Source organism: Streptomyces sp. bgisy100, assembly GCF_057709105.1.
This window is the reverse complement of record NZ_JBYITE010000044.1, coordinates 1-23,475: the sequence shown is the minus strand read 5'-3', so window position 1 is coordinate 23,475 and position 23,475 is coordinate 1. Positions and strand designations below refer to the sequence as shown.

Below are 23,475 nucleotides of genomic sequence, written 5' to 3'. Positions count from 1 at the left end.
GACACAGAGTCTGCCTCCGAAACCGGTCCCGCGCCCACCCCTCGGTACGTCCCGGCTGTCCGCCCGCTGATACGCCCGAGTCGCCGACGGCCCCGAAGGTTAGGCTTGCCGCGTGCGCCGTCCCCGGACGGGCGCAAAGCCGACAGCCGTCGCATCCCAGGGAGCTGATCCATGGCCTCGAAAGCGCCATCGTCCGCCGCAGCCGACCGAGCCTCCGCACTGCGCGAGGCACTCGCCACCCGAGTGGTGGTGGCCGACGGGGCCATGGGCACCATGCTCCAGGCTCAGGAACCGACGATGGAGGACTTCGAGCAGCTCGAGGGCTGCAACGAGATCCTCAACGTCACCCGGCCGGACATCGTCCGCTCCGTTCACCAGGAGTACTTCGCGGTCGGCGTGGACTGCGTGGAGACCAATACCTTCGGTGCGAACTTCGCCGCACTGGGGGAGTACGACATCGCCGACCGGATCTTCGAGCTGTCCGAGGCCGGTGCCCGGATCGCCCGTGAGGTCGCGGACGAGTTCTCCGCCGACGGCCGGCACCGCTGGGTGCTCGGCTCGATCGGCCCGGGGACCAAGCTCCCCACGCTGGGCCACGCCCCGTACCCCGCACTGCGCGACGCCTACCAGCAGAACGCCGAGGGCCTGATCGCGGGCGGCGCGGACGCGCTGCTGGTGGAGACCACCCAGGACCTGCTGCAGACCAAGTCCTCGGTGATCGGCGCCCGGCGGGCACTGGCGGCGACCGGAGCCGACCTGCCGCTGCTGGTCCAGGTGACCGTCGAGACCACCGGCACGATGCTGCTGGGCTCCGAGATCGGCGCCGCGCTCACCGCGCTGGAGCCGCTCGGCATCGACATGATCGGCCTGAACTGCGCCACCGGCCCGGCCGAGATGAGCGAGCACCTGCGCTACCTGGCCCGGCACGCCCGGACCCGGGTCTCCGCCATGCCCAACGCCGGTCTGCCGGTCCTGGGCAAGAACGGCGCCCACTACCCGCTCACCCCGGAGGAGCTGGCCGACGCGCACGAGGTCTTCGTCCGCGAGTACGGCCTCTCCCTCGTCGGCGGCTGCTGCGGCACCACCCCGGAGCACCTGCGCCAGGTCGTGGAGCGGGTGCGCGACATGACGCCCACCGAGCGCCGGCCGCGGCCCGAGCCCGGCGCCGCCTCGCTCTACCAGACCGTCCCGTTCCGGCAGGACACCTCCTACCTCGCCATCGGTGAGCGGACCAACGCCAACGGCTCGAAGAAGTTCCGCGAGGCCATGCTGGAGGCCCGCTGGGACGACTGCGTGGAGATGGCCCGCGACCAGATCCGCGAGGGCGCCCACCTGCTCGACCTGTGTGTCGACTACGTGGGCCGGGACGGCGTCGCCGACATGTCCGAGATCGCCGGACGGTTCGCCACCGCCTCCACCCTGCCGATCGTGCTGGACTCCACCGAGCCCGCCGTCATCCAGGCCGGTCTGGAGAAGCTCGGCGGCCGCGCCGTGATCAACTCCGTCAACTACGAGGACGGGGCCGGCCCGGACTCCCGGTTCGCCAGGATCACCCGGCTGGCCGTGGAGCACGGCGCCGCGCTGATCGCGCTGACCATCGACGAGGAAGGCCAGGCCCGTACCCCCGAGCACAAGGTGGCCGTCGCCGAGCGCCTCATCGAGGACCTCACCACCAACTGGGGCGTCCTCGAGTCGGACATCATCGTCGACTGTCTGACCTTCACCATCGCCACCGGCCAGGAGGAGTCCCGCAAGGACGGCATCGCCACCATCGAGGCGATCCGCGAACTCAAGCGGCGCCACCCGGACGTGCAGACCACGCTCGGCCTGTCGAACATCTCCTTCGGCCTCAACCCAGCCGCCCGGATGGTGCTGAACTCCGTCTTCCTCAACGAGTGCGTCGAGGCCGGGCTGGACTCGGCCATCGTCCACGCCTCGAAGATCCTCCCCATCGCCCGGATCGAGGAGGAGCAGCGACAGGTCGCGCTGGACCTGGTGTACGACCGGCGCCGCGAGGGCTACGACCCGCTGCAGCGCTTCCTCGAACTCTTCGAGGGCGTCGACACCAAGTCGATGAAGGCGGGCAAGGCCGAGGAACTGCTCGCCCTGCCGCTGGAGGAGCGGCTGCGCCGCCGCATCATCGACGGGGAGCGCAACGGCCTGGAGGCCGACCTCGACGAGGCGCTCGGCGAGCGGCCCGCCCTGGACATCGTCAACGACACGCTGCTGGAGGGCATGAAGGTCGTCGGCGAGCTCTTCGGCTCCGGCCAGATGCAGCTGCCGTTCGTCCTGCAGTCCGCCGAGGTGATGAAGACCGCGGTGGCCCACCTCGAGCCGCACATGGAGAAGTCGGACTCGGAGGGCAAGGGCACCATCGTCCTCGCCACCGTCCGCGGCGACGTCCACGACATCGGCAAGAACCTCGTGGACATCATCCTGTCCAACAACGGCTACAACGTCGTGAACCTCGGCATCAAGCAGCCGGTCTCCGCGATCCTGGAGGCGGCCGAGGAGCACAAGGCCGATGTGATCGGCATGTCCGGCCTGCTGGTGAAGTCCACCGTGATCATGAAGGAGAACCTGGAGGAGCTCAACCAGCGCAAGCTGGCCGCCGACTTCCCGGTCATCCTGGGCGGCGCGGCCCTGACCAGGGCGTACGTCGAGCAGGACCTCCATGAGATCTACGAGGGCGAGGTCCGGTACGCCCGGGACGCCTTCGAGGGGCTGCGCCTGATGGACGCCCTCATCGCGGTCAAGCGGGGCGTGCCTGGTGCGACCCTGCCCGAGCTCAAGCAGCGCCGCGTCCCGGCCCGCCCCGCGGCGGTCGCGGAGCTGCCCGAGGACGAGGGCACGGTGCGCTCCGACGTCGCCACCGACAACCCGGTGCCCACCCCGCCCTTCCGGGGCACCCGGGTGGTCAAGGGCATCCAGCTCGGCGACTACGCCTCGTGGCTGGACGAGGGCGCGCTGTTCAAGGGCCAGTGGGGCCTCAAGGAGGCCCGGAAGGGCGACGGCCCCAGCTACCAGGAGCTCGTGGAGAGCGAGGGGCGCCCGCGGCTGCGCGGCTGGCTGGACAAGCTGCACACCGAGAACCTGCTGGAGGCCGCGGTGGTCTACGGCTACTTCCCGTGTGTGTCCAAGGGCGACGACCTGATCCTGCTCAACGACGACGGCAGCGAGCGCACCCGCTTCTCCTTCCCGCGCCAGCGCCGCGGCCGCCGGCTCTGCCTGGCGGACTTCTTCCGCCCCGAGGAATCCGGCGAGACCGATGTCGTGGGCCTGCAGGTGGTGACGGTGGGCTCCCGGATCGGCGAGGCCACCGCCGAGCTGTTCGCCGACAACGCCTACCGCGACTACCTGGAGCTGCACGGGCTGTCCGTGCAGCTCGCCGAGGCCCTCGCCGAGTACTGGCACGCACGGGTCCGCGCCGAGCTGGGCTTCGCCGGCGAGGACCCGGCGGACGTGGAGGACATGTTCGCCCTGAAGTACCGGGGCGCGCGCTTCTCGCTGGGGTACGGGGCCTGCCCCGACCTGGAGGACCGGGCGAAGATCGCCGACCTGCTCCAGCCGGAGCGGATCGGCGTCCAGCTCTCCGAGGAGTTCCAGCTCCACCCGGAGCAGTCCACCGACGCCATCGTGATCCACCACCCGGAGGCGAAGTACTTCAACGCCCGCTGAGCAGGGCCGACGCTCCGCACCGCACCTCCGGGCCGGCCGCTCCGGCCGGTCCGGATCGTGCGGAACAACGCTCGGTAACCGGGATCGTCGTACAATGGTCGGTCCGGTGAAGGCCGGTCGCCGCCCCCGCCCGGGGCAGCGGCCGGCCCCTTTGTCCCTCTGGGACAGCCAGACGAGAGGAGCACGGATGACCAGCATCGTCCCCGCACTCGACACCCGTACGGCCGAGGGCTCCGCCCTGCAAGCCGTGCTCCTCGACATGGACGGCACGCTCGTGGACACCGAGGGCTTCTGGTGGCAGGCGGAGGTCGGGGTCTTCGCCGACCTGGGGCATGCGCTCGGCGAGGAGCACCGCGAAGTGGTGATCGGCGGGCCCATGACCCGCAGCGCCTCCTATCTGATCCAGGCCACCGGGGCCGACATCACGCTCCCCGAGCTGTCCCTGCGGCTGAACAACCGGTTCGAGGAGCTGGTGGACGGCCATGTCCCGCTGATGCCCGGCGCCTCCCGGCTGCTTCTGGAGCTCGCCGCCCACCGGGTCCCCACCGCCCTGGTCTCCGCCTCGCACCGGCGCATCATCGACCGGGTGCTGAGGTCGATCGGCCAGGAGCACTTCGCCCTGACGGTCGCCGGGGACGAGGTGGAGCGCACCAAGCCGCACCCCGACCCGTACCTGCTGGCCGCCGCCGGACTGGGCGCCGACCCGGCCCGCTGCGCGGTCGTGGAGGACACCGCGACCGGAGTGGCCGCGGCCGAGGCCGCGGGCTGCCGGGTGGTGGCGGTCCCCTCGGTGGTGCCCATCGAACCCGCCGCGGGCCGCACGGTCGTCCGCTCGCTGGAGGAAGTGGACCTTCCGTTCCTGCGGAGCATCGTCACCGGGACACCGTGAGGCGGGCCCGGCGGGTGCTCCCGCCTTCTCCGGCGAGGCGCCGGATCGTGTCCCGTGCGTCAGTCTCCGGTGCACCGGGGTCCGGCACCTCCGGCCCGCGCCCCGGCCGAATTCACTTGCCCTCCGGGGACAGTTGAAGCAGTGACGTTTCTCACCCACCGGGGTCTCGACAGGTTCACGAGGGCCTGCCGGCAGGGGGGTTCGCGGGGGTGGAGCGGCACCTTTCTGTCCGTATTGATGCTCCGTCGTGGCTATCGTTCCAACGTCCGGATGCTGGACAGTAGTCAGGTGCTGCCGGGGCGTGATATTGCCTCAACTCCGGCCCGTTCCGGCCCGCCTGGCCGCGGCTACTAATCTCGACGCGAGACGTTTTTGCCGCAACCCCGCGACCTGTTCACCCGTCCTCGGTATGGTCCCCGGGTTCGACCGCCCAGCAGGAGACCGCCGACGATGAATCGCAAGACCTTGGTGCTACCGGCCGTAGTGGGTCTGCTGGCTCCTGTCCTCGCCGGCTGCGGCGCTTCGGACGAGGCGGGCGACGGAGGTGAGCCGATCGTCGTCGGCACCACCGACACCTTCGTCACCACCAAGGCCTTCCCGGCCCCGTTCGACCCCGCGCTGGCGTACGAGGCCGCGTCCTGGAACATCCTGCGGAACACCTTCCAGACGCTGATGGCGCTGCCCCGCTCCGGTGGCGAGCCGGTGCCGGAGGCGGCCTCCCGGTGCGGCTTCTCGGACCAGAACAACGAGCAGTACCGCTGCACGCTGCGCAGCGGGATGAAGTTCGCCAACGGTCACGCGCTCACCGCCGACGACGTGAAGTTCTCCGTCGACCGGACGCTGAAGATCAAGGACCCCAACGGTCCCGTGTCGCTGCTCTCAGGCGTCGACGCGGTCGAGGCGCCGAACGACCGGCAGATCGTCTTCCACCTCAAGTCCCCCGACGCGACCTTCCCGTACAAGCTCGCGACCCCGGCCGCGGCCATCGTCGACGCGCAGGTGTACCACGGCTCGAAGCTCCGGAACGGCTTCGCGGTCGACGGCTCCGGCCCGTACACCCTGCGGACCGAGGAGCGGGGCGGCCAGGTCGTCTCCGCCGTCTTCAGCCGGAACCCGCACTACAAGGGCGGGCTCAAGCTGAAGAACGACCAGGTCGAGATGCGCTTCCTGAAGAGCGCGGACGCCATGGAAGACGCCCTGAAGAAGGGCGACATCGACCTGATGACCCGCTCCATGTCGCCCGACCAGATCGGCCGGCTGGAGCGCGGCGACACCGAGGGCATCGACGTCGTCGAGGCCCCGGGTCAGGAGATCCGCTACCTCGGCTTCGACACCGACGACGGCACCGCGGGCCGCAAGGCCGTGCGGCAGGCCATGGCCGAGGTCGTGGACCGGCAGGCGCTGGTGCGCGACGTCTACGACCGCACCGCCCAGCCGCTGTACTCGATCGTCCCGTCCAGCGTCGGCTCCCACGTCAACTCGTTCTTCAACAAGTACGGCGACCCGAGCCCGGAGAAGGCCCGCGGCACCCTGCGCGCGGCCGGCATCGACACTCCGGTGAAGCTCCGGCTCACGTACACCACCGACCACTACGGCGCGGCCACCGCCAAGGAGTTCCGCACGCTCCGCCGGCAGCTCGAGGCGAGCGGCCTGTTCGACGTGTCGGTCAAGGGCGTGCCGTGGAAGACCTTCCGCCCGGCCCAGTCCGACGGCGAGTACCAGGTCTACGGCATGGGCTGGTTCCCGGACTTCCCGGACGCCGACAACTTCATGGACCCGTTCTTCGCCAAGAACAACTTCCTCAACACGCCGTACCGCAACGACACCATCCGCGACCGGCTCATCCCGCAGACCCGGCGGCAGACCGAGCGCAGCGCCGCCGCCGCGGGGTTCGGGCAGGCCCAGGACATCGTTGCGGACGAGGTACCGGTGCTGCCGCTGTGGCAGGGCAAGCAGTACGTCGCGACCCGCGACGACGTGACCGGTGCGGAGTGGGCGCTCAGCTCCTCCTCCGTACTGCAGCTCTGGGAGCTGGGCCGGGAAACCTCCGGCTGACCTCCGTCGGCCCCGGCGGAATCCGCACAACGACATCAGAGAAAAGTGTGAGGAACGTGCGCGTGAGGAAACGTCATCAGTGGCTCGCCGCCCCGCTCGGGGCTGGGCTCGCCGCCGGTCTGCTCTCCGGATGCGGATCGGATGACGCGGAGACGGCCGGTACGGGGGAACCGATCGTCATGGGAATGACGGACGAGGTCGTGTCCACCGACCCCGCCTCCGGCTACGACCCGGCGTCCTGGGTCATGTTCAACAACGTCTTCCAGTCGTTGATGAGCTTCCCCCGGGGCGGCACCGAGCCGGAGCCCGAGGCGGCCGAGCGCTGCGGCTTCGACGACAGCAACAGCAAGGTCTACCGGTGCGTCCTCAAGGACGGCCTGAAGTTCAGCAACGGCAACAGCCTCACCTCCGAGGACGTGGCGTTCTCCTTCCGCCGCACCCTACGGATCAAGGACAAGGACGGCCCCGCCGTCATGCTGTCCTCGATCAAGAACATCAAGACGCCGGACGACAAGACGGTGGTGTTCGACCTCAAGCGCTCCGACGCGACCTTCCCCATGAAGATCGCCTCGGGCGCGGGCTCGATCGTGGACCACCGCGAGTACAAGCCGGACGCGCTGCGCACCGACGGCCGGGCCGTGGGCTCCGGCGTCTACCGGATGGACTCCTTCGACCGGAAGAAGGAGGCGAAGTTCTCGGTCAACCCCGGCTACAAGGGCCCGGCCGAGGTCAAGAACTCCGGCATGACGATGAAGTTCTTCCAGGACGACCAGAAGGCCCTGAAGAACGCCGTCCAGAAGGGGGACGTCGACCTCGCCTACCGCGGCCTCGCCATGAAGGACATCGCCGGACTGGCCACCTCCACGAACGGCGGCTCCGGCGGCGTCGAGGTCGTCGAGGGCACCAGCGCCGAGGTCCAGCACCTGGTCTTCAACGTCGACGACCCGGTGCTCGGCAAGCCCCAGGTGCGCAAGGCCATCGCGTACCTGGTGGACCGCGGCGCGCTCGTGCGGGACGTCTACATGCGCACCGCCAAGCCGCTGTACTCGATCGTCCCGGCCGGGATCACCGGGCACAACACCGCGTTCTTCGACAGCTACGGGGACCGGCCGCAGACCGCCAAGGCCGCCGCCGCGCTCCGCTCCGCCGGCATCGACGGCAAGGTGAAGCTGACGCTCTGGGCCACTCCGTCCCGGTACGGCCCCGGCACGGTGCCCGGGTTCCAGCAGCTCGCCCGGCAGCTGAACGCCAGCGGGCTCTTCGAGGCCCGGGTCAAGAGCGTCCCGATCGACACGTTCGAGAAGGGCGTGGAGAGCGGGAAGTACGGCGCCTACGTCAAGGGCTGGGTGCCGGACTACCCGGACCCGGACAACTTCACCGCCCCGTTCTTCGGCGAGGGCAACGTGCTGGCGAACAACTACAACTCCGAGCGCATCGCCGACCAGCTGATACCGACGACCGCGGCCGAGGCCAACCGGGCGGCGACCGAGAGCAGCTTCAAGGAGATGCAGGACATCGTGGCCGACGAGCTGCCGGTGCTGCCGCTGTGGCAGGGCAAGCAGTACGCGGTGGCCCGGAACAACGTCTCCGGCCTGGAGTGGACCCTCGACCCCTCGACGGTGTTCCGCTTCTGGGAGATCAGCAAGGGCACCGACGAGTAGTCCGCCCCCGGGTCCCCGGCCGCGCCGGGGACCCGCACGGGACACCGGCACCGGCCGGAATCCCACCGGCACCGCCCGGGAACCCCACCGGCACCGGCCCGGCGCGCTCTCACTGCGCGCCGGGCCGCACCAGTCCGCTCTCGTAGGCGTAGACCGCGGCCTGCACCCGGTCCCGCAGCCCCAGCTTGGTCAGCACATGCCCGACGTGCGTCTTGACCGTCGTCTCGCTCACGAACAGGTCCGCGGCGATCTCCGCGTTCGACAGCCCGCGAGCGACCAGCTTGAGCACCTCGACCTCGCGGTCGGTCAGCGTGTGCAGGGTGTCCGGAACCGGGTCCTCCCCGGACGGCAGCTTCCCCGCGTACTTGTCGAGCAGCCGCCGGGTGATGCTCGGAGCCAGCATCGCCTCACCCGCCGCGACCACCCGGATCGCCTGGACGAGCTCGTGCGCGGGCGCGTCCTTCAGCAGGAAGCCGCTGGCCCCCGCCCGCAGCGCCTCCACCACGTACTCGTCCAGATCGAACGTGGTCAGCACCAGCACCTTGGCGGGCCCGTCCCGTCCCGGACCGGTGATCTGCCGGGTCGCCTCGACGCCGTCCATCCTGGGCATCCGGATGTCCATCAGCACCACGTCGGGCTGGAGCGCGCGCACCTGGTCGAGCGCCTGCAGCCCGTCGCCCGCTTCGCCCACCACGGCCAGATCCTGCTCGGCCTCGAGGATCATCCGGAAACCGGTGCGCAGCAGCGGCTGGTCGTCGACCAGTAGGACGCGGATCGCCACAGGAACTCCTTCGCTAGACCGGCCCCATTCTGCCCTGACCGCCGTCCGCGGACTCCTCCGGGACCGCGTCCACCGGACGGGCGGGCGCGGGGATCAGCGGCAGCGGGTAGGGCGGGGGAGTGCCCCCGAACTCCGGGCAGAACGCCTGGTGGTCGCACCAGCCGCACAGCTTGCTGCGGCGCGGGCGCCAGTCGCCGGTCTCGGTCGCCCGCCCGATCGCCTCCCACAGCGCCAGCAGCTTGCGCTCCACCGCCCGCAGATCCGCCTCGGTCGGGTCGTGGCTGAGGACCTCGCCGCTGCCCAGGTAGACCAGCTGGAGCCGGCGGGGCAGGACTCCGCGCAGCCGCCAGAGCACCAGCCCGTAGAACTTCATCTGGAACAGCGCGCCGGCCGCGTACTCGGGCCGGGGCGCCTTCCCGGTCTTGTAGTCGACGATCCGCACCTCACCCGTCGGCGCCACGTCCACGCGGTCGATGATGCCGCGCAGGGTCAGCCCCGAGTCGAGCTGCGTCTCCACGAACAGCTCGCGCTCCGAGGGCTCCAGTCGCGTCGGGTCCTCCAGCGTGAACCACCGCTCCACCAGCCGCTCCGCGTCCGCCAGCCAGCGCGCCAGCCGCTCCGGGTCCGGCGCCGCGGCCGTCCCCTCGGCGGCCTGAGGGCCGTCCGCGCCCTCCTCGGCGAACAGCTCCACCAGCTCCGGCCGGGCGGCCAGCAGCCGCTCCCATTCACCCGCGACCATGGACCGGGCCCGCCCGGCGGTGCGCTCCGCCGCAGGGTCGTCGAAGAGCCGCTCCAGCACCGCATGCACCAGCGTGCCCCGGGTAGCCGCCTCGCTGGGCCGCTCCGGCAACCGGTCGATCACCCGGAAGCGGTACAGCAGCGGGCAGGTCATGAAGTCCCCGGCGCGCGACGGCGACAGCGTCCGCGGTCGCTCGCCGGCGGGGTGGTCGGTGCTGGTTCCCATGGCGCACGACCCTACGGCCCGTCACCGACATCCGGACGCATACCATCGACGTCAGACCCCCTCGCACCCCGGACCGCGTGACGCACCGGACGGGAGCGGGGGCCGACAGGGACGAGAGGACATCGTGGACGAGAGCGGCGAGAGCGGGAAGCCGCAGAGGCCCCGCGAGACGGGCGGCGGGCTCCTCATGGGCCGGCTCTTCGGGGTCCCTGTCTATGTCGCTCCCAGCTGGTTCCTGGTCGCGGCGCTCATCACCTGGGTCTTCGGCGGCCAGCTGGAGCGGGTCCTGCCGGAGCTGGGGAACCTGCGCTATCTGGTGTCCCTGTTCTTCGCCGTCGCCTTCTACGCCTCGGTGCTGGTCCACGAACTCGCGCACACGGTGGCGGCCCTGCGCTTCAAGCTGCCGGTCCGCCGCATCCAGCTGCAGTTCTTCGGCGGCGTCTCGGAGATCGAGAAGGAGTCCGAGTCACCGGGCCGGGAATTCGTGCTCGCCGCCGTCGGCCCGCTGCTCTCGCTGGTGCTCGCGGGCGTCTTCTACCTCGGCATGGCCGCCGTCGAACCCGGCACCGTCCCGGGCGTGCTGCTGGCGGGCCTGATGATCTCCAACCTGATCGTCGCGGCCTTCAACCTGCTCCCCGGCCTGCCGCTGGACGGCGGCCGGATGCTGCGGGCCGTCGTCTGGAAGCTCAGCGGCAAGCCGATGACCGGCACCGTGGCGGCCGCCTGGACGGGCCGGGCGCTGGCCGTCGCGGTCCTGGTGGGCCTGCCGCTGCTCACCCACACCGGGGCGCTCGGCACCTCCACCCAGGACCTCGGCGGCGTCGACACCATCACCGACGCCCTGCTGGCCGCCATCCTCGCCGCGATCATCTGGACCGGCGCCGGGAACAGCCTGCGGATGGCCCGGCTGCGCGAACACCTCCCGGAGCTCCGGGCCCGCAACCTCACCCGGCGCGCCGTCCCCGTCGCGTCCGACACCCCGCTCTCCGAGGCGCTGCGCCGGGCCAACGAGGCCGGGGCCCGCGCCCTGGTCGTGGTCGACGGCGACGGCACCCCGGTGGCGGTGGTCCGGGAGGCGGCCATCGTCGGCGTTCCCGAGCACCGGCGCCCCTGGGTCGCGGTCAGCGGCCTGGCCCAGGAACTCAAGCCGGGCATGCGGGTCTCCGCCGAGCTGTCAGGCGAGGAGCTGCTGGACGCCCTGCGCGCCACACCGGCCACTGAGTACCTGGTCGTCGAGGAGACCGGGGAGATCTACGGCGTGCTGTCCACCGCCGACGTCGAACGGGCCTTCGTCGCCGCCATGGCCCGCCCGAGCGCCTGAGGCCCGAGTGCCTGAGGCCCGAGTGCTTGAGGCCCGAGCGCCTGAGACCCTCCAAGGGTCCGAGGCACCCGAGCACCTGAGGCAGGGCCCCACTCGGCCCGAGGTCCCGTGGCCGTTCGGGCCGAGCGGCCCAGGTAGGCTGTTCACATGTCCGAACCGACCGGTGCCGCCCGCCGTCGCGGGCCCTTCCAGGTCGGGGACCAGGTCCAGCTCACCGACCCCAAGGGACGCCACTACACCTTCACGCTCGAGGCCGGGAAGAGCTTCCACACCCACAAGGGTGCCTTCCCGCACGACGAGCTGATCGGTGCTCCCGAGGGCAGTGTTGTCCGTACCACGGGGAACGTCGCCTACCTCGCGCTGCGCCCCCTGCTCCCCGACTATGTCCTGTCCATGCCGCGCGGCGCAGCCGTGGTGTACCCGAAGGATGCGGGCCAGATCCTGGCGATGGCCGACATCTTCCCCGGGGCGCGGGTCGTCGAGGCGGGTGTGGGCTCCGGCTCGCTGAGCACCTTCCTGCTGCGGGCCGTCGGCGACCAGGGCATGCTGCACTCCTACGAGCGCCGCGCCGACTTCGCCGAGATCGCCGCGCAGAACGTCCGCCGCTACTTCGGTGACGACCACCCGGCGTGGCAGCTCACCGTCGGCGACCTCCAGGACAACCTCTCCGACACCGAGGTCGACCGGGTCATCCTGGACATGCTGGCGCCCTGGGAGTGCCTGGACGCCGTGTCCAAGGCCCTCGTCCCCGGCGGCATCCTCTGCGCGTACGTCGCCACCACCACGCAGATGGCGCGCACCGTGGAGGCCATCCGAGAGCACGGCACCTTCAACGAGCCGTCGGCCTGGGAGACCATGGTCCGCACCTGGCACGTCGAGGGCCTGGCCGTCCGCCCGGACCACCGGATGATCGGCCACACCGGCTTCCTGCTCACCGCCCGCCGCCTCGCGGACGGCGTCGAGCCGCCGCTGCGCCGCCGCCGCCCGGCCAAGGGCGCCTACGGCGAGGACTACTCCGGTCCCGGCAAGGGCACCGGAGGCTCCGCCGAGCGCGGCTGAGCCCCCGCCCGGCCCGTCCGGACAACCTCCCGGCGCCGCCGCCGACTTCCCCATGGGGAGTCCGGCGGCGGCGCCGTTCCGGATCCGCGGCAGGAAGCACGGCCCCGGCCGTTCCTCACCCGGTGTGACATGTGGCACGATGCTGGCCACCCCATCGGCTCCGCTTCCACAGGAGACACCCCGCGTGCAGCCCTCGGCCGGCCCCGAGTCCTTCCCGCCGCCCCGCCCGGATCTCCCGCACACCCGCTCCCGGCCGCTCCACTGGATCGTCACCGGGACCGCGCTCGCCGCTCTGCTGGGCGCCTCGTCGCTGCTCCAGCCCTCCACCGCCACCGCCCGGCCGCCGGTCGCGGTCGCCGACGCCCCGGCGTCCCCGCGGGCCCCGCTCCCGGCCGCCGGCGGACCGGACGCGGCGAAGGCCCGGTACCCGGTCGACTGCGGACCGGAGAAGATCCAGGTGGTCCGGAAGGGGGCGGCGGACCTCGACGGCGACGGCCGGGCCGAGACCGTGGCCGTGGTGCGCTGCAGCGCCGGTATGGGCACCCGGCCGAGCGGCATCTACGTGCTCGCCCACGGCGCCGGGCGGCCGAGGATCGTGGAGACCTTCCTCGACCCCCGGGAGGGGATGAGCGTCACCGATTTCGCGGTGCGCGGACACACCGTCTCCGCGACCCTGGCCGGCTACTCCTCGAAGGACGTGCCGCGCTGCTGCCCGGACCGGCAGCGAAAGGTCGAATGGCACTGGAACGACGGCAAGTTCGAGCTCGTCGCCCTGCCCGTCGCGGGGAGTGTCTGAGCCGTCACTCGGCGTCGGGGCCGTACACCTCGACCTTGTCCGAAACCCGACGCACGTGGATGCAGTCGCCCGGGCACTCCTTGGCCGAGTCGACCACCTCGTTGAGCAGGGGGAGGGGCACCGGCGTTGTGGCGCCCGGGTCGGCGAGCAGCTCCTCGTCGGTGCCCTTGACATAGGCCAGACCGTCGATGTCCAGCTCGAACACCTCGGGGGCGTACTGGGCGCAGATGCCGTCGCCGGTGCAGAGGTCCTGGTCGATCCAGACCTCGAGGGCGTCGTTCTGTGCGCTCATATCGCCTGCCGTTCTCTGGATACACGAACCAATTGGAGCCAGCCCTGACGGGTGTTGACCGTCCCGACGATACAACCGGTCGCTTTCCGATGTTTGTGGGTGGGTATCCCCCTGGCGTGAGGACGTACGCAAGGGTGAAGATCGGACACACCCCGACCGTCTTTGTGATCTAGGGGTTTCAACCCGCACCTGCCCAGGTAGGGTCAGGAAGCGTCCAGCTCCCCTTGGAGGAGGTGAGGACCGTGGCAGCCCACGACGACGACATCAACCGCGGCATCCGGCCGGGGCGGGGGTCTGAAGACCCTGCCGGCCAGGTTGCCTATCTCGAGCAGGAAATCGCCGTCCTGCGCCGCAAGCTCGCCGACTCTCCGCGACACACGAGGATTCTCGAAGAGCGGATCGTCGAGTTGCAGACCAACCTGGCCGGCGTCTCGGCGCAGAACGAACGGCTCGCGAACACGCTGCGTGAAGCCCGGGACCAGATCGTGGCCCTCAAGGAAGAGGTCGACCGGCTCGCTCAGCCGCCGGCCGGCTTCGGGGTCTTCCTGCAGGCGAACGAGGACGGCACGGCGGACATCTTCACCGGGGGCCGCAAGCTCCGGGTGAACGTCAGCCCCAGCGTCGAGCTCGAGGACCTCCGGCGCGGCCAGGAGGTCATGCTCAACGAGGCGCTCAACGTGGTCGAGGCCATGGAGTTCGAGCGGGCCGGGGAGATCGTCACCCTCAAGGAGATCCTCGAGGACGGCGAGCGGGCCCTGGTGGTCGGGCACACCGACGAGGAGAAGGTGGTGCGGCTCGCCGAGCCGCTGCTGGACGCCACCATCCGCTCCGGTGACGCCCTGCTGCTCGAGCCCCGCTCCGGCTACGTCTACGAGGTCGTGCCGAAGAGCGAGGTCGAGGAGCTCGTCCTCGAAGAGGTCCCGGACATCGACTACGACCGGATCGGCGGCCTGGGCAACCAGATCGAACTGATCCGGGACGCCGTCGAGCTCCCCTACCTCTACCCCGACCTCTTCAAGGAGCACGAACTGCGGCCGCCCAAGGGTGTGCTGCTGTACGGCCCGCCCGGCTGCGGCAAGACGCTCATCGCCAAGGCCGTGGCCAACTCCCTTGCCAAGAAGGTCGCCGAGGTGACCGGGCAGCCCGCGGGGAAGAGCTACTTCCTCAATATCAAGGGCCCGGAGCTGCTCAACAAGTACGTCGGCGAGACCGAGCGGCACATCCGTCTGGTCTTCCAGCGGGCGCGGGAGAAGGCCAGCGAGGGCACCCCCGTCATCGTCTTCTTCGACGAGATGGAGTCCCTCTTCCGGACCCGTGGGTCCGGTGTCAGCTCGGACGTGGAGAACACCATCGTCCCGCAGCTGCTCGCCGAGATCGACGGTGTGGAGGGCCTGGAGAACGTCATCGTCATCGGTGCCTCCAACCGTGAGGACATGATCGACCCGGCGATCCTCCGTCCCGGCCGGCTCGATGTGAAGATCAAGATCGAGCGCCCGGACGCCGAGGCGGCCAAGGACATCTTCGCGAAGTACCTGAAGGCGTCGCTGCCGCTGCACTCGGACGACCTCGCCGAGCACCGGGGCTCGCCGGAGGCCGCGGTCGACGGCATGATCCAGTCGGTCGTCGAGCAGATGTACGCGGAATCCGAGGAGAACCGTTTCCTGGAGGTCACGTACGCCAACGGCGACAAGGAGGTCCTGTACTTCAAGGACTTCAACTCGGGCGCGATGATCCAGAACATCGTGGACCGGGCCAAGAAGATGGCGATCAAGGCCTTCCTCGACCACGACCAGAAGGGTCTGCGCGTCTCCCACCTGCTCGCCGCCTGCGTGGACGAGTTCAAGGAGAACGAGGACCTGCCGAACACGACCAACCCGGACGACTGGGCCCGGATCTCCGGCAAGAAGGGCGAGCGGATCGTCTTCATCCGCACCCTCGTCACCGGAAAGCAGGGCGCGGACACCGGCCGGTCCATCGACACGGTGGCGAACACCGGTCAGTACCTGTAAGCGGCGGTCCGGCTGCGGATGCCCTGCCCCCGCTCCGGCGGGGGACCCGCGGGGCGTCCGCAGCCGGTTGCGTTCCCGCACACCCGGGGGTCGTCACCCAGGAGGACCCGGTCGGTTACGCACCGGATCCGAGCAATGACGAAAATGATCTCCCCACCACCGCCGAGGCGTTCTAGGCTCAGGGGTACCGCCGAGTCGCACAGCGCGGGGACGGGCACCGCATACGCATCGGAGAAGCAGCGGTACTTGAGCGCCCACCCCATCCCGGGGCGGCGCCGGGCAAGGAGGGCCGCATGACCGTACGGCGAGTAATGGGCATCGAGACGGAGTACGGGATCTCCGTCCCCGGTCACCCGAACGCCAATGCCATGCTCACCTCGTCCCAGATCGTCAATGCCTACGCGGCGGCGATGCACCGGGCGCGCCGCGCCCGCTGGGACTTCGAGGAGGAGAACCCGCTGCGGGACGCCCGCGGCTTCGACCTCGCTCGCGAGACCGCGGACTCCAGCCAGCTCACCGACGAGGACATCGGTCTGGCCAACGTCATCCTGACCAACGGCGCCCGGCTCTACGTGGACCACGCCCACCCGGAGTACAGCGCCCCGGAGGTCACCAACCCGCGCGACGCGGTGCTCTGGGACAAGGCCGGCGAGCGGATCATGGCGGAGGCCGCCGAGCGCGCCGCCCAGGTCCCGGGCTCGCAGCCGATCCATCTGTACAAGAACAACACCGACAACAAGGGCGCGTCCTACGGCACGCACGAGAACTACCTGATGAAGCGGGAGACCCCGTTCTCCGACATCGTGCGCCATCTGACGCCGTTCTTCGTCTCCCGCCAGGTGGTCACGGGCGCCGGCCGCGTCGGCATCGGGCAGGACGGCCACGAGCACGGCTTCCAGCTCAGTCAGCGCGCGGACTACTTCGAGGTCGAGGTGGGGCTGGAGACCACCCTGAAGCGGCCCATCATCAACACCCGGGACGAGCCGCACGCCGACGCCGAGAAGTACCGCCGGCTGCACGTCATCATCGGGGACGCCAACCTCTCGGAGATCTCCACCTTCCTCAAGCTGGGCACCACCTCCCTGGTGCTGTCCATGATCGAGGACGGCTTCATCGCCGTCGACCTGGCCGTCGACCAGCCCGTACGCACGCTGCACCAGGTCTCGCACGACCCTTCCCTGCGCCACCTGATCACACTCCGTAACGGCCGGTCGCTCACCGCGGTCCAGCTCCAGATGGAGTACTTCGAGCTCGCCAGGAAGTACGTCGAGGACCGCTACGGGGCCGACGCGGACGAGCAGACCAAGGACGTCCTGAGCCGCTGGGAGGACGTGCTGAACCGGCTGGAGCGCGACCCCATGAGCCTCTCGGGCGAGCTGGACTGGGTCGCGAAGCGGGAGCTCCTGGAGGGCTACCGGCGCCGCGACGGCCTGGACTGGGACGCCGCCCGGCTGCACCTGGTGGACCTGCAGTACGCCGACGTACGCCCCGACAAGGGCCTCTACAACCGTCTGGTGGCCCGCGGCAAGATGAAGCGCCTGCTGGAGGAGTCCGCGGTCCAGCGGGCCCTGGCGAAGCCGCCGGAGGACACGCGTGCCTACTTCCGGGGGCGCTGCCTGGAACAGTACGCCGACGACGTGGCCGCCGCCTCCTGGGACTCGGTCATCTTCGACCTCCCCGGCCGGGACTCCCTGCAGCGCGTGCCGACGCTGGAGCCGCTGCGCGGCACCCGTAACCACGTCAAGGAGCTCCTGGACCGCTGTCGTACGGCGGAAGAGCTGGTGAGGGTGCTCTCGGGGGGCTGAAAGGGCGCCGATCAGGGAATCATCGAGGTGGCTCCCGGACGTTGAGGTAAGTGCAGAGCCGATGTCGGGCCCTGCGAGTAGGGTCTGATCTTGTACGTCCAACCGAGCGGGGTGAGGGATATGGCGACCAAGGACACCGGCGGCGGACAGCAGAAGTCGACACGCTCCACCGAGGAGGTCGAGGAGACCGCGCAGGACGCGCAGGCCTCCGAGGACCTCAAGGAGCGCCAGGAGAAGTTGTCGGACGACGTGGACTCCGTCCTGGACGAGATCGACGACGTCCTCGAGGAGAACGCAGAGGACTTCGTGCGGTCTTTCGTACAGAAGGGCGGCCAGTAGCACCGGCGCGATCCGTCCCGCGTCCTCTGGCGAGGGGGCGCGGGACGGGTGATATTCACGGCCCCGGGTAAGGTCCGTGCAGAATTCCAAGATCTGGTGGAAGGAATCGTGTGGAAGCCAACACTCGTAGCACAGGGCGTCTGCCGGCTGCCTTCCTGACGCCCGGCTCGTCGTCCTTCATGGATTTCCTGGCGGAGCACTCGCCGGAACTGCTCCCCGGCAAGCGGTCCTTGCCGCCGGTGCAGGGCGCGGTGGAGATCCCGCACGGCACGACGATCGTCGCGGCGACCTTCCCGGGCGGCGTGGTGCTGGCCGGCGACCGGCGGGCGACGATGGGCAATGTCATCGCGCAGCGCGACATCGAGAAGGTCTTCCCGGCCGACGAGTACTCCGCGGTGGGCATCGCCGGCACGGCCGGTCTCGCCGTGGAGATGGTGAAGCTCTTCCAGCTGGAGCTGGAGCACTTCGAGAAGGTCGAGGGAGCCCAACTCTCCCTCGAGGGCAAGGCGAACCGGCTCTCCACGATGATCCGGAACAACCTCGGCATGGCCCTCCAGGGGCTGGCCGTCGTCCCGCTCTTCGCCGGCTGGGACGTGGACCGCGAGAGGGGCCGCATCTTCTCCTACGACGTCACCGGCGGGCGCTCGGAGGAGCACGGCTTCGCGGCCACCGGCTCCGGATCGGTCTTCGCCCGCGGCGCCCTCAAGAAGCTCTACCGCGAGGACCTGACCGAGGACCAGGCCACCACCCTGGTCGTGCAGGCCCTGTACGACGCCGCCGACGACGACTCGGCCACCGGCGGCCCGGACCTGGCCCGCCGTATCTACCCGATCGTCACCGTCATCACCGACGAGGGCTTCCGGAAGCTCACGGAGGCCGAGTCCTCCGAGATCGCCCGCGCCATTCACGAGCGCCGGCTCCAGGAACCGGACGGCCCGCGGGCCGCGCTGCTCTGAGCGACGGGCCGAGCGGAACACCCCCCGTCACCGCCGGGGGCCCCACGTCACTGACAGAAAGGGACGGATAGCCGGTGTCGACGCCGTTCTATGTCTCACCCCAGCAGGCCATGGCCGACCGGGCCGAGTACGCCCGCAAGGGCATCGCGCGCGGCCGCAGCGTGGTCGTCCTGCAGTACGACGACGGAATCCTCTTCGTCGCCGAGAACCCGTCCCGGGCGCTGCACAAGGTCAGCGAGATCTACGACCGGATCGCCTTCGCGGCGGTCGGCAAGTACAACGAGTTCGAGAACCTGCGCATCGGCGGCGTCCGCTACGCCGACCTGCGCGGCTACACCTACGACCGCAACGATGTGACGGCCCGTGGCCTCGCCAACGTCTACGCGCAGACGCTGGGCACCATCTTCTCCAGCGCCGGCGAGAAGCCGTACGAGGTGGAGCTGATCGTCGCGGAGGTCGGCGACGGCCCCGAGGACGACCAGATCTACCGGCTGCCGCACGACGGCTCGATCGTCGACGAGCACGGCTCGGTCGCGGTCGGTGGCAACTCCGACCAGATCGGCAGCTACCTCGACCAGCGGCACCGCGACGGGATGACCCTCGCCGAGGCGCTCAAGCTGGCCATGGAGTCCCTCGCCCGGGACAACAACGGCGGGGAGCGCAGCCTCACCGCCGAGCAGCTGGAAGTCGCGGTCCTGGACCGCAAGCGCCCGCAGAAGCGGAAGTTCAAGCGGGTCCTGGGGCGTCAGCTCTCCCGGCTGCTGGAGCCGGAGGGGCAGACCTCCTCGGACACACCGGCCGTCGAGGACCTGGAGCTCCCCGACGACACGGACTCCTCGGACGACGACAAGTAGAGCCGGGCCGCGGGCCGCCCCCACCCCGCACCCGTGCCGGAGGAAATGCCGGTGCCCCCGACCGCCACGGCGGTCGGGGGCACCGGCATTTCCGCGGTCCGGACGTCAGCCCGCCGCCCGGGCCGTGGAGTCCCGGACGACCAGTTCCACCGGCAGCGCCACGCTCTCCGGCGGCCGGCTCTCCAGTACCGCCAGCAGAGCCGTCATGCCCCGCGCTCCCACCTCCTCGGCGGGCAGCCGCACCGTGGTCAGCTCCGGCTCCACCGCGGTCGCCAGCGAGAGGTCGTCGAAGCCGGTCACCGACACGTCCTCCGGCACGCGCAGCCCCAGCCGCCGCACCGCCTTGCAGGCGCCGGCGGCCAGGACGTCGTCGTCGCACACCAGGGCCGTGGGCCGCGGCCCCGGTCCGGTCAGCGCCCGCTCGGCCGCCTGCCGCGCCGCGTCGACCGTGAGCGCGGAGGTCTCGGTGCGGACGACCGCGTCCGGCGTTGCCCGGAGCGCGTCCGCCAGAGCGTCCGCCCGTACGTGGAAGGTCCAGGAGTCCACCGCCGGTGCGAGATGGAGGAAGCGCCGGTGGCCCAGGGCCAGCAGATGCTCCGTCACCTGCCGCATCCCGTCGGCCACATCGATGTTCACGGTGGCGGCGGCCTCCGGCCCGGCCGGGTCGCTGTCCAGCATCACCAGGGGCAGCCCGCCGGCCCGCATCGCGGCGAGCGCGTCGGCCGCCATCGAGGAGGCGATGACGCCGTCCAGCGCGGTCCGTGACGAGTCGAACGGGTCGCGCGCCCGGCCCACGCCCTCGGGGGAGGGGTAGATCACCACCCCGAACCCGTGCTCGGCGGCGACCCGGGAGGCGCCGGTGTGCACCCGGGCGAAGAACTCGTTCGTCAGGGCGGGCACCACCAGCAGCGCCGTCCGGGTGCGGCCCATCCGGAGGTCGCGCGCCGCGAGGTTGGGCCGGTAGCCGAGGTCCGCCGCGGCCTCCCGCACCGCCCCGGCCGTCCGCTCCGAGACCCGGCCGCGCCACTTGTCGCCGAGCACCAGCGAGACCGTCGCCTGCGAGACGCCCGCGGCCCGGGCCACATCCCGGCTCGTCACCCGGGCGGCGGCCGGTGCCGCCCCCTGGCCGCGGCGGGCGCCCGAGCGCCGGGGCGCCGCGGTCCCCGGGCGTCCGGAGGCCTCCGGAGCGCCGTTCCCGGCTCCGCCGGTTCCGGGCGCGCCGCCGCTGTCGGCTCTCGTCACGGTGCCTCCGCCGTTCGTTCTCGGTTCGTCACGTCGTCCCGTGGACGGGTTGTTCTCGGGCCGCGGCTTCCGGGTGGACCCGCGGACGGGCCACATGGTACGTATAACGACGGACGTTATACGTAAAACCTGGGTCCGCCCGGGCGACAGAGAGGGCGGACCATGGCGGCGGGCTACGCGCAACTGCTCCGGACACGGCACGCGGCCCGGCTGCTGACGGGCACTCTCGTGGGCCGGCTGCCCAACGCCGTGGCCGCCATCGCCATCGTGCTCTTCGTCCGGGGGGAGGGCGGCAGCTACACCCTGGCCGGGGTCCTGTCGGCCGTCTACGGCCTCGCCACGGCCGTCGGGCAGCCCCTGCTGGGCCGCGCGGTGGACCTCTGGGGCCAGCCCCGGGTGATGCTCCCCGCGGCGGTGCTGTCGGCGCTGGGCATGGCGCTGTTCACCGTGGTGGGCATCGAGCCGCTCCCGGTGGCCTACGCGGCGATGCTGGTGGCCGGTGTCTTCACCCCGCCGCTGGAGGGCGGGCTGCGGGCGCTGTGGCCGGGCGTGCTGGGCCGCGAGGACCAGGTGCACGCCGCGTACGCCCTGGACGCGGTGGCCCAGGAGATCATGTTCACCGTGGGCCCGCTGCTGGTCACGGCCTCCGTGGCGCTCTGGTCCGAGGCGACGGCGCTGTTGGTCATCAACGCCCTGGGGGTCCTGGGCGCACTCTCCGTCGTCGTCTCCGAGCCCTCCCGCACCTGGCGCTCGGCGCCCCGCGAGGCGCACTGGCTCGGCGCCCTCCGGTCGGCGGGCCTGCTCGCGCTGCTGGGCTCGTTCTTCTTCGTCGGTATGGCGCTCGGCTCCATAGCGGTGGCCGCGCTCGCGTACTCGGACACGACCGGCGGGGACACCGTCTACGGCGTGCTGATGGCCGCCGTGGGCGGGGGCGCTCTCGCCGGCGGCGTGGTCTACGGGGCCCGGCAGTGGCCCGGCGAGCCCGAGCGGCGCCTGAAGGTGCTGGTGGGGCTGCTCGCGCTGGGCTATCTGCCGCTCACCCTGACGCCCGCCGTCGTCCCGATGGCCGTGCTGGCCACGCTCGCCGGGGTCTTCCTGGCCCCGGCGCTCGCCTGCGCCTTCGTCGTCGTCGACCGGCACGCTCCGCGCGGCACCGTGACCGAGGCGTTCTCCTGGCTGGTCACCACGTTCACGGTCGGTGCGGCGGTCGGAACGGCTGCCGCGGGACCCGCCGTCGAGCACAGCGGCACCCCCGCGGGTTTCGCGGTCGCGGGAGCCGGTGGAGTCTGTGCGCTGCTCGTCCTGCTGGCCACCCGGCGGGCCCTCGCGGTTCCCTCCGGTGTGACGGAGAGTGAAACCCCTGCGGAAAATGATCGAACCGGTGCCGTCGAACCCGGTTTCAGAGCAGGCCATCAGGCGTAATGTTCAGTCATGGACCGCCGCATTTTCGGGCTGGAGAACGAGTACGGCGTCACGTGCACGTTCAGGGGACAGCGCCGACTGTCGCCTGACGAAGTGGCGCGGTACCTCTTCCGCCGTGTCGTTTCCTGGGGCCGCAGCAGCAATGTCTTCCTGCGCAACGGCGCCCGCCTCTACCTGGACGTGGGCTCGCACCCGGAATACGCAACCCCCGAGTGCGACAACGTGACCGAGCTGGTCACGCACGACAAAGCGGGCGAGCGCATTCTCGAGGGCCTGCTCGTCGACGCAGAACGCCGCCTGCACGAGGAGGGAATCGCAGGCGACGTCTATCTCTTCAAGAACAACACCGATTCGGCGGGAAACTCCTACGGCTGCCACGAGAACTACCTCGTGGCGCGGCACGGGGAGTTCTCCCGGCTCGCGGACATCCTCATCCCCTTCCTCGTCACCCGGCAGCTGCTCTGCGGCGCGGGCAAGGTGCTGCAGACCCCGCGTGGCGCGGTCTACTGCGTCAGCCAGCGCGCGGAGCACATCTGGGAGGGCGTCAGCTCGGCGACGACCCGCTCCCGGCCGATCATCAACACCCGTGACGAACCGCACGCCGACGCCGAGCGCTACCGCAGGCTCCATGTCATCGTCGGCGACTCCAACATGTCCGAGACGACCATGCTGCTCAAGGTCGGGGCCACCGACCTCGTGCTGCGCATGATCGAGGCGGGCACGGTGATGCGTGACCTCACCCTGGAGAACCCGATCCGGGCCATCCGCGAGGTCAGCCACGACATCACCGGACAGCGCAAGGTGCGCCTGGCCAGTGGCCGCGAGGCCTCCGCCCTGGAGGTCCAGCAGGAGTACTACGAGAAGGCCGTCGACTTCTGCGAGCGCCGGGGCATCGTCAGCGGCACGGTCGAGCGGGTCCTGGAGCTCTGGGGCCGCACCCTCGAGGCCGTCCGCGACCAGGAGCTGGACCGGATCGCCACCGAGATCGACTGGGTGATGAAGTACAAGCTCATCGAGCGGTACCGGGCCAAGAACAACATCACCATGTCGCACCCGCGGATCGCGCAGATAGACCTCGCGTACCACGACATCCACCGCCGCCGTGGCCTCTACTACCTGCTGGAGAAGCGCGGCCAAGCGGCCCGGGTCTGCAACGACTTGAAGATTTTCGAGGGCAAGTCGGTGCCGCCGCAGACCACCCGCGCCCGGCTGCGCGGCGACTTCATCCGGCGTGCCCAGGAGCAGCGCCGGGACTTCACCGTCGACTGGGTGCACCTCAAGCTCAACGACCAGGCGCAGCGCACCGTACTGTGCAAGGACCCGTTCCGGTCGGTGGACGACCGGGTGGAGAA

General features: G+C 70.7%; 18 protein-coding genes. 14 read left to right on the top strand and 4 right to left on the bottom strand.

Translation table 11 applies throughout. From position 1 onward, the window contains the following. Positions 1-171 precede the first annotated feature (171 nt). The 4 genes from metH to AC3EQ1_RS24635 all read left to right on the top strand — a co-directional run bounded on the left by metH (position 172) and on the right by AC3EQ1_RS24635 (position 8,283). A complete protein-coding gene (metH, locus tag AC3EQ1_RS24650) occupies positions 172-3,678 on the top strand; it encodes a methionine synthase (RefSeq protein ID WP_432096517.1) in 3,507 nt (1,168 codons plus the stop codon). A 187-nt stretch (positions 3,679-3,865) separates the two neighbouring features. Further along, positions 3,866-4,567 carry an HAD family hydrolase gene (locus AC3EQ1_RS24645; protein ID WP_432096516.1) on the top strand — a complete coding sequence of 234 codons (702 nt, stop codon included), beginning with the start codon at positions 3,866-3,868 and terminating at the stop codon, positions 4,565-4,567. A 450-nt stretch (positions 4,568-5,017) separates the two neighbouring features. Beyond that, on the top strand, positions 5,018-6,622 hold the full coding sequence (locus tag AC3EQ1_RS24640) for an ABC transporter substrate-binding protein (protein WP_432096515.1): 1,605 nt from the start codon (positions 5,018-5,020) through the stop codon (positions 6,620-6,622). Positions 6,623-6,684: 62 nt separating this feature from the next. Continuing rightward, positions 6,685-8,283, top strand: a complete 1,599-nt coding sequence (locus tag AC3EQ1_RS24635) for an ABC transporter substrate-binding protein (protein ID WP_432096514.1) — start codon at positions 6,685-6,687, stop codon at positions 8,281-8,283. Between the two features lie 109 nt (positions 8,284-8,392). Here the strand turns inward: AC3EQ1_RS24635 and AC3EQ1_RS24630 are convergent, their stop codons facing one another. Further along, on the bottom strand, positions 8,393-9,064 hold the full coding sequence (locus AC3EQ1_RS24630) for a response regulator (RefSeq protein ID WP_388848657.1): 672 nt from the start codon (positions 9,062-9,064) through the stop codon (positions 8,393-8,395). Between the two features lie 13 nt (positions 9,065-9,077). Then, on the bottom strand, positions 9,078-10,028 hold the full coding sequence (locus AC3EQ1_RS24625) for a RecB family exonuclease (RefSeq protein WP_432096513.1): 951 nt from the start codon (positions 10,026-10,028) through the stop codon (positions 9,078-9,080). On the opposite strand from AC3EQ1_RS24625, the gene AC3EQ1_RS24620 reads away from it, so the two are divergent. From AC3EQ1_RS24620 to AC3EQ1_RS24610, 3 genes are all read left to right on the top strand, one after another. Beyond that, positions 10,027-11,349, top strand: coding sequence for a site-2 protease family protein (locus AC3EQ1_RS24620; RefSeq protein WP_432096512.1), 1,323 nt, complete (start codon positions 10,027-10,029; stop codon positions 11,347-11,349). The genes AC3EQ1_RS24625 and AC3EQ1_RS24620 overlap by 2 nt on opposite strands. A gap of 147 nt (positions 11,350-11,496) precedes the next feature. Then, a complete protein-coding gene (locus AC3EQ1_RS24615; RefSeq protein WP_351515116.1) occupies positions 11,497-12,408 on the top strand; it encodes a tRNA (adenine-N1)-methyltransferase in 912 nt (303 codons plus the stop codon). 184 nt (positions 12,409-12,592) lie between these two features. Continuing rightward, the gene (locus AC3EQ1_RS24610) at positions 12,593-13,204 is read left to right on the top strand and encodes a hypothetical protein (protein WP_432096511.1); all 612 of its coding nucleotides are present in this window, start codon (positions 12,593-12,595) and stop codon (positions 13,202-13,204) included. Between the two features lie 4 nt (positions 13,205-13,208). On the opposite strand, the gene AC3EQ1_RS24605 is transcribed toward AC3EQ1_RS24610, so the two are convergent. Beyond that, positions 13,209-13,496, bottom strand: coding sequence for a ferredoxin (locus AC3EQ1_RS24605; RefSeq protein ID WP_351515114.1), 288 nt, complete (start codon positions 13,494-13,496; stop codon positions 13,209-13,211). 242 nt (positions 13,497-13,738) lie between these two features. Between AC3EQ1_RS24605 and arc the strand changes: the two genes are divergently transcribed. The 5 genes from arc (at position 13,739) to prcA (ending at position 19,459) form a co-directional block, all read left to right on the top strand. After that, complete coding sequence (gene arc, locus AC3EQ1_RS24600; protein WP_432096510.1) at positions 13,739-15,505, top strand: proteasome ATPase; 1,767 nt, start codon at positions 13,739-13,741, stop codon at positions 15,503-15,505. Between the two features lie 293 nt (positions 15,506-15,798). After that, the gene (gene dop, locus AC3EQ1_RS24595) at positions 15,799-17,310 is read left to right on the top strand and encodes a depupylase/deamidase Dop (protein WP_432096509.1); all 1,512 of its coding nucleotides are present in this window, start codon (positions 15,799-15,801) and stop codon (positions 17,308-17,310) included. Positions 17,311-17,430: 120 nt separating this feature from the next. Then, a complete protein-coding gene (locus tag AC3EQ1_RS24590; RefSeq protein WP_351515111.1) occupies positions 17,431-17,649 on the top strand; it encodes a ubiquitin-like protein Pup in 219 nt (72 codons plus the stop codon). A 110-nt stretch (positions 17,650-17,759) separates the two neighbouring features. Then, complete coding sequence (gene prcB / locus AC3EQ1_RS24585) at positions 17,760-18,605, top strand: proteasome subunit beta (protein WP_432096508.1); 846 nt, start codon at positions 17,760-17,762, stop codon at positions 18,603-18,605. A 74-nt stretch (positions 18,606-18,679) separates the two neighbouring features. Next, on the top strand, positions 18,680-19,459 hold the full coding sequence (gene prcA / locus AC3EQ1_RS24580; RefSeq protein WP_432096507.1) for a proteasome subunit alpha: 780 nt from the start codon (positions 18,680-18,682) through the stop codon (positions 19,457-19,459). A 105-nt stretch (positions 19,460-19,564) separates the two neighbouring features. Here the strand turns inward: prcA and AC3EQ1_RS24575 are convergent, their stop codons facing one another. Continuing rightward, entirely contained in the window at positions 19,565-20,557 is a 993-nt protein-coding gene (locus AC3EQ1_RS24575; RefSeq protein WP_432096545.1) for a LacI family DNA-binding transcriptional regulator, read from the bottom strand. Between the two features lie 306 nt (positions 20,558-20,863). Here AC3EQ1_RS24575 and AC3EQ1_RS24570 point away from each other — a divergent pair, with 306 nt between their 5' ends. Together AC3EQ1_RS24570 and pafA are read left to right on the top strand one after the other, a co-directional pair. Then, on the top strand, positions 20,864-22,123 hold the full coding sequence (locus tag AC3EQ1_RS24570) for an MFS transporter (RefSeq protein ID WP_432096506.1): 1,260 nt from the start codon (positions 20,864-20,866) through the stop codon (positions 22,121-22,123). A 9-nt stretch (positions 22,124-22,132) separates the two neighbouring features. Next, positions 22,133-23,475 (top strand): Pup--protein ligase (gene pafA, locus AC3EQ1_RS24565; protein ID WP_432096505.1); only part of this gene is annotated, 1,343 nt, incomplete at its 3' end.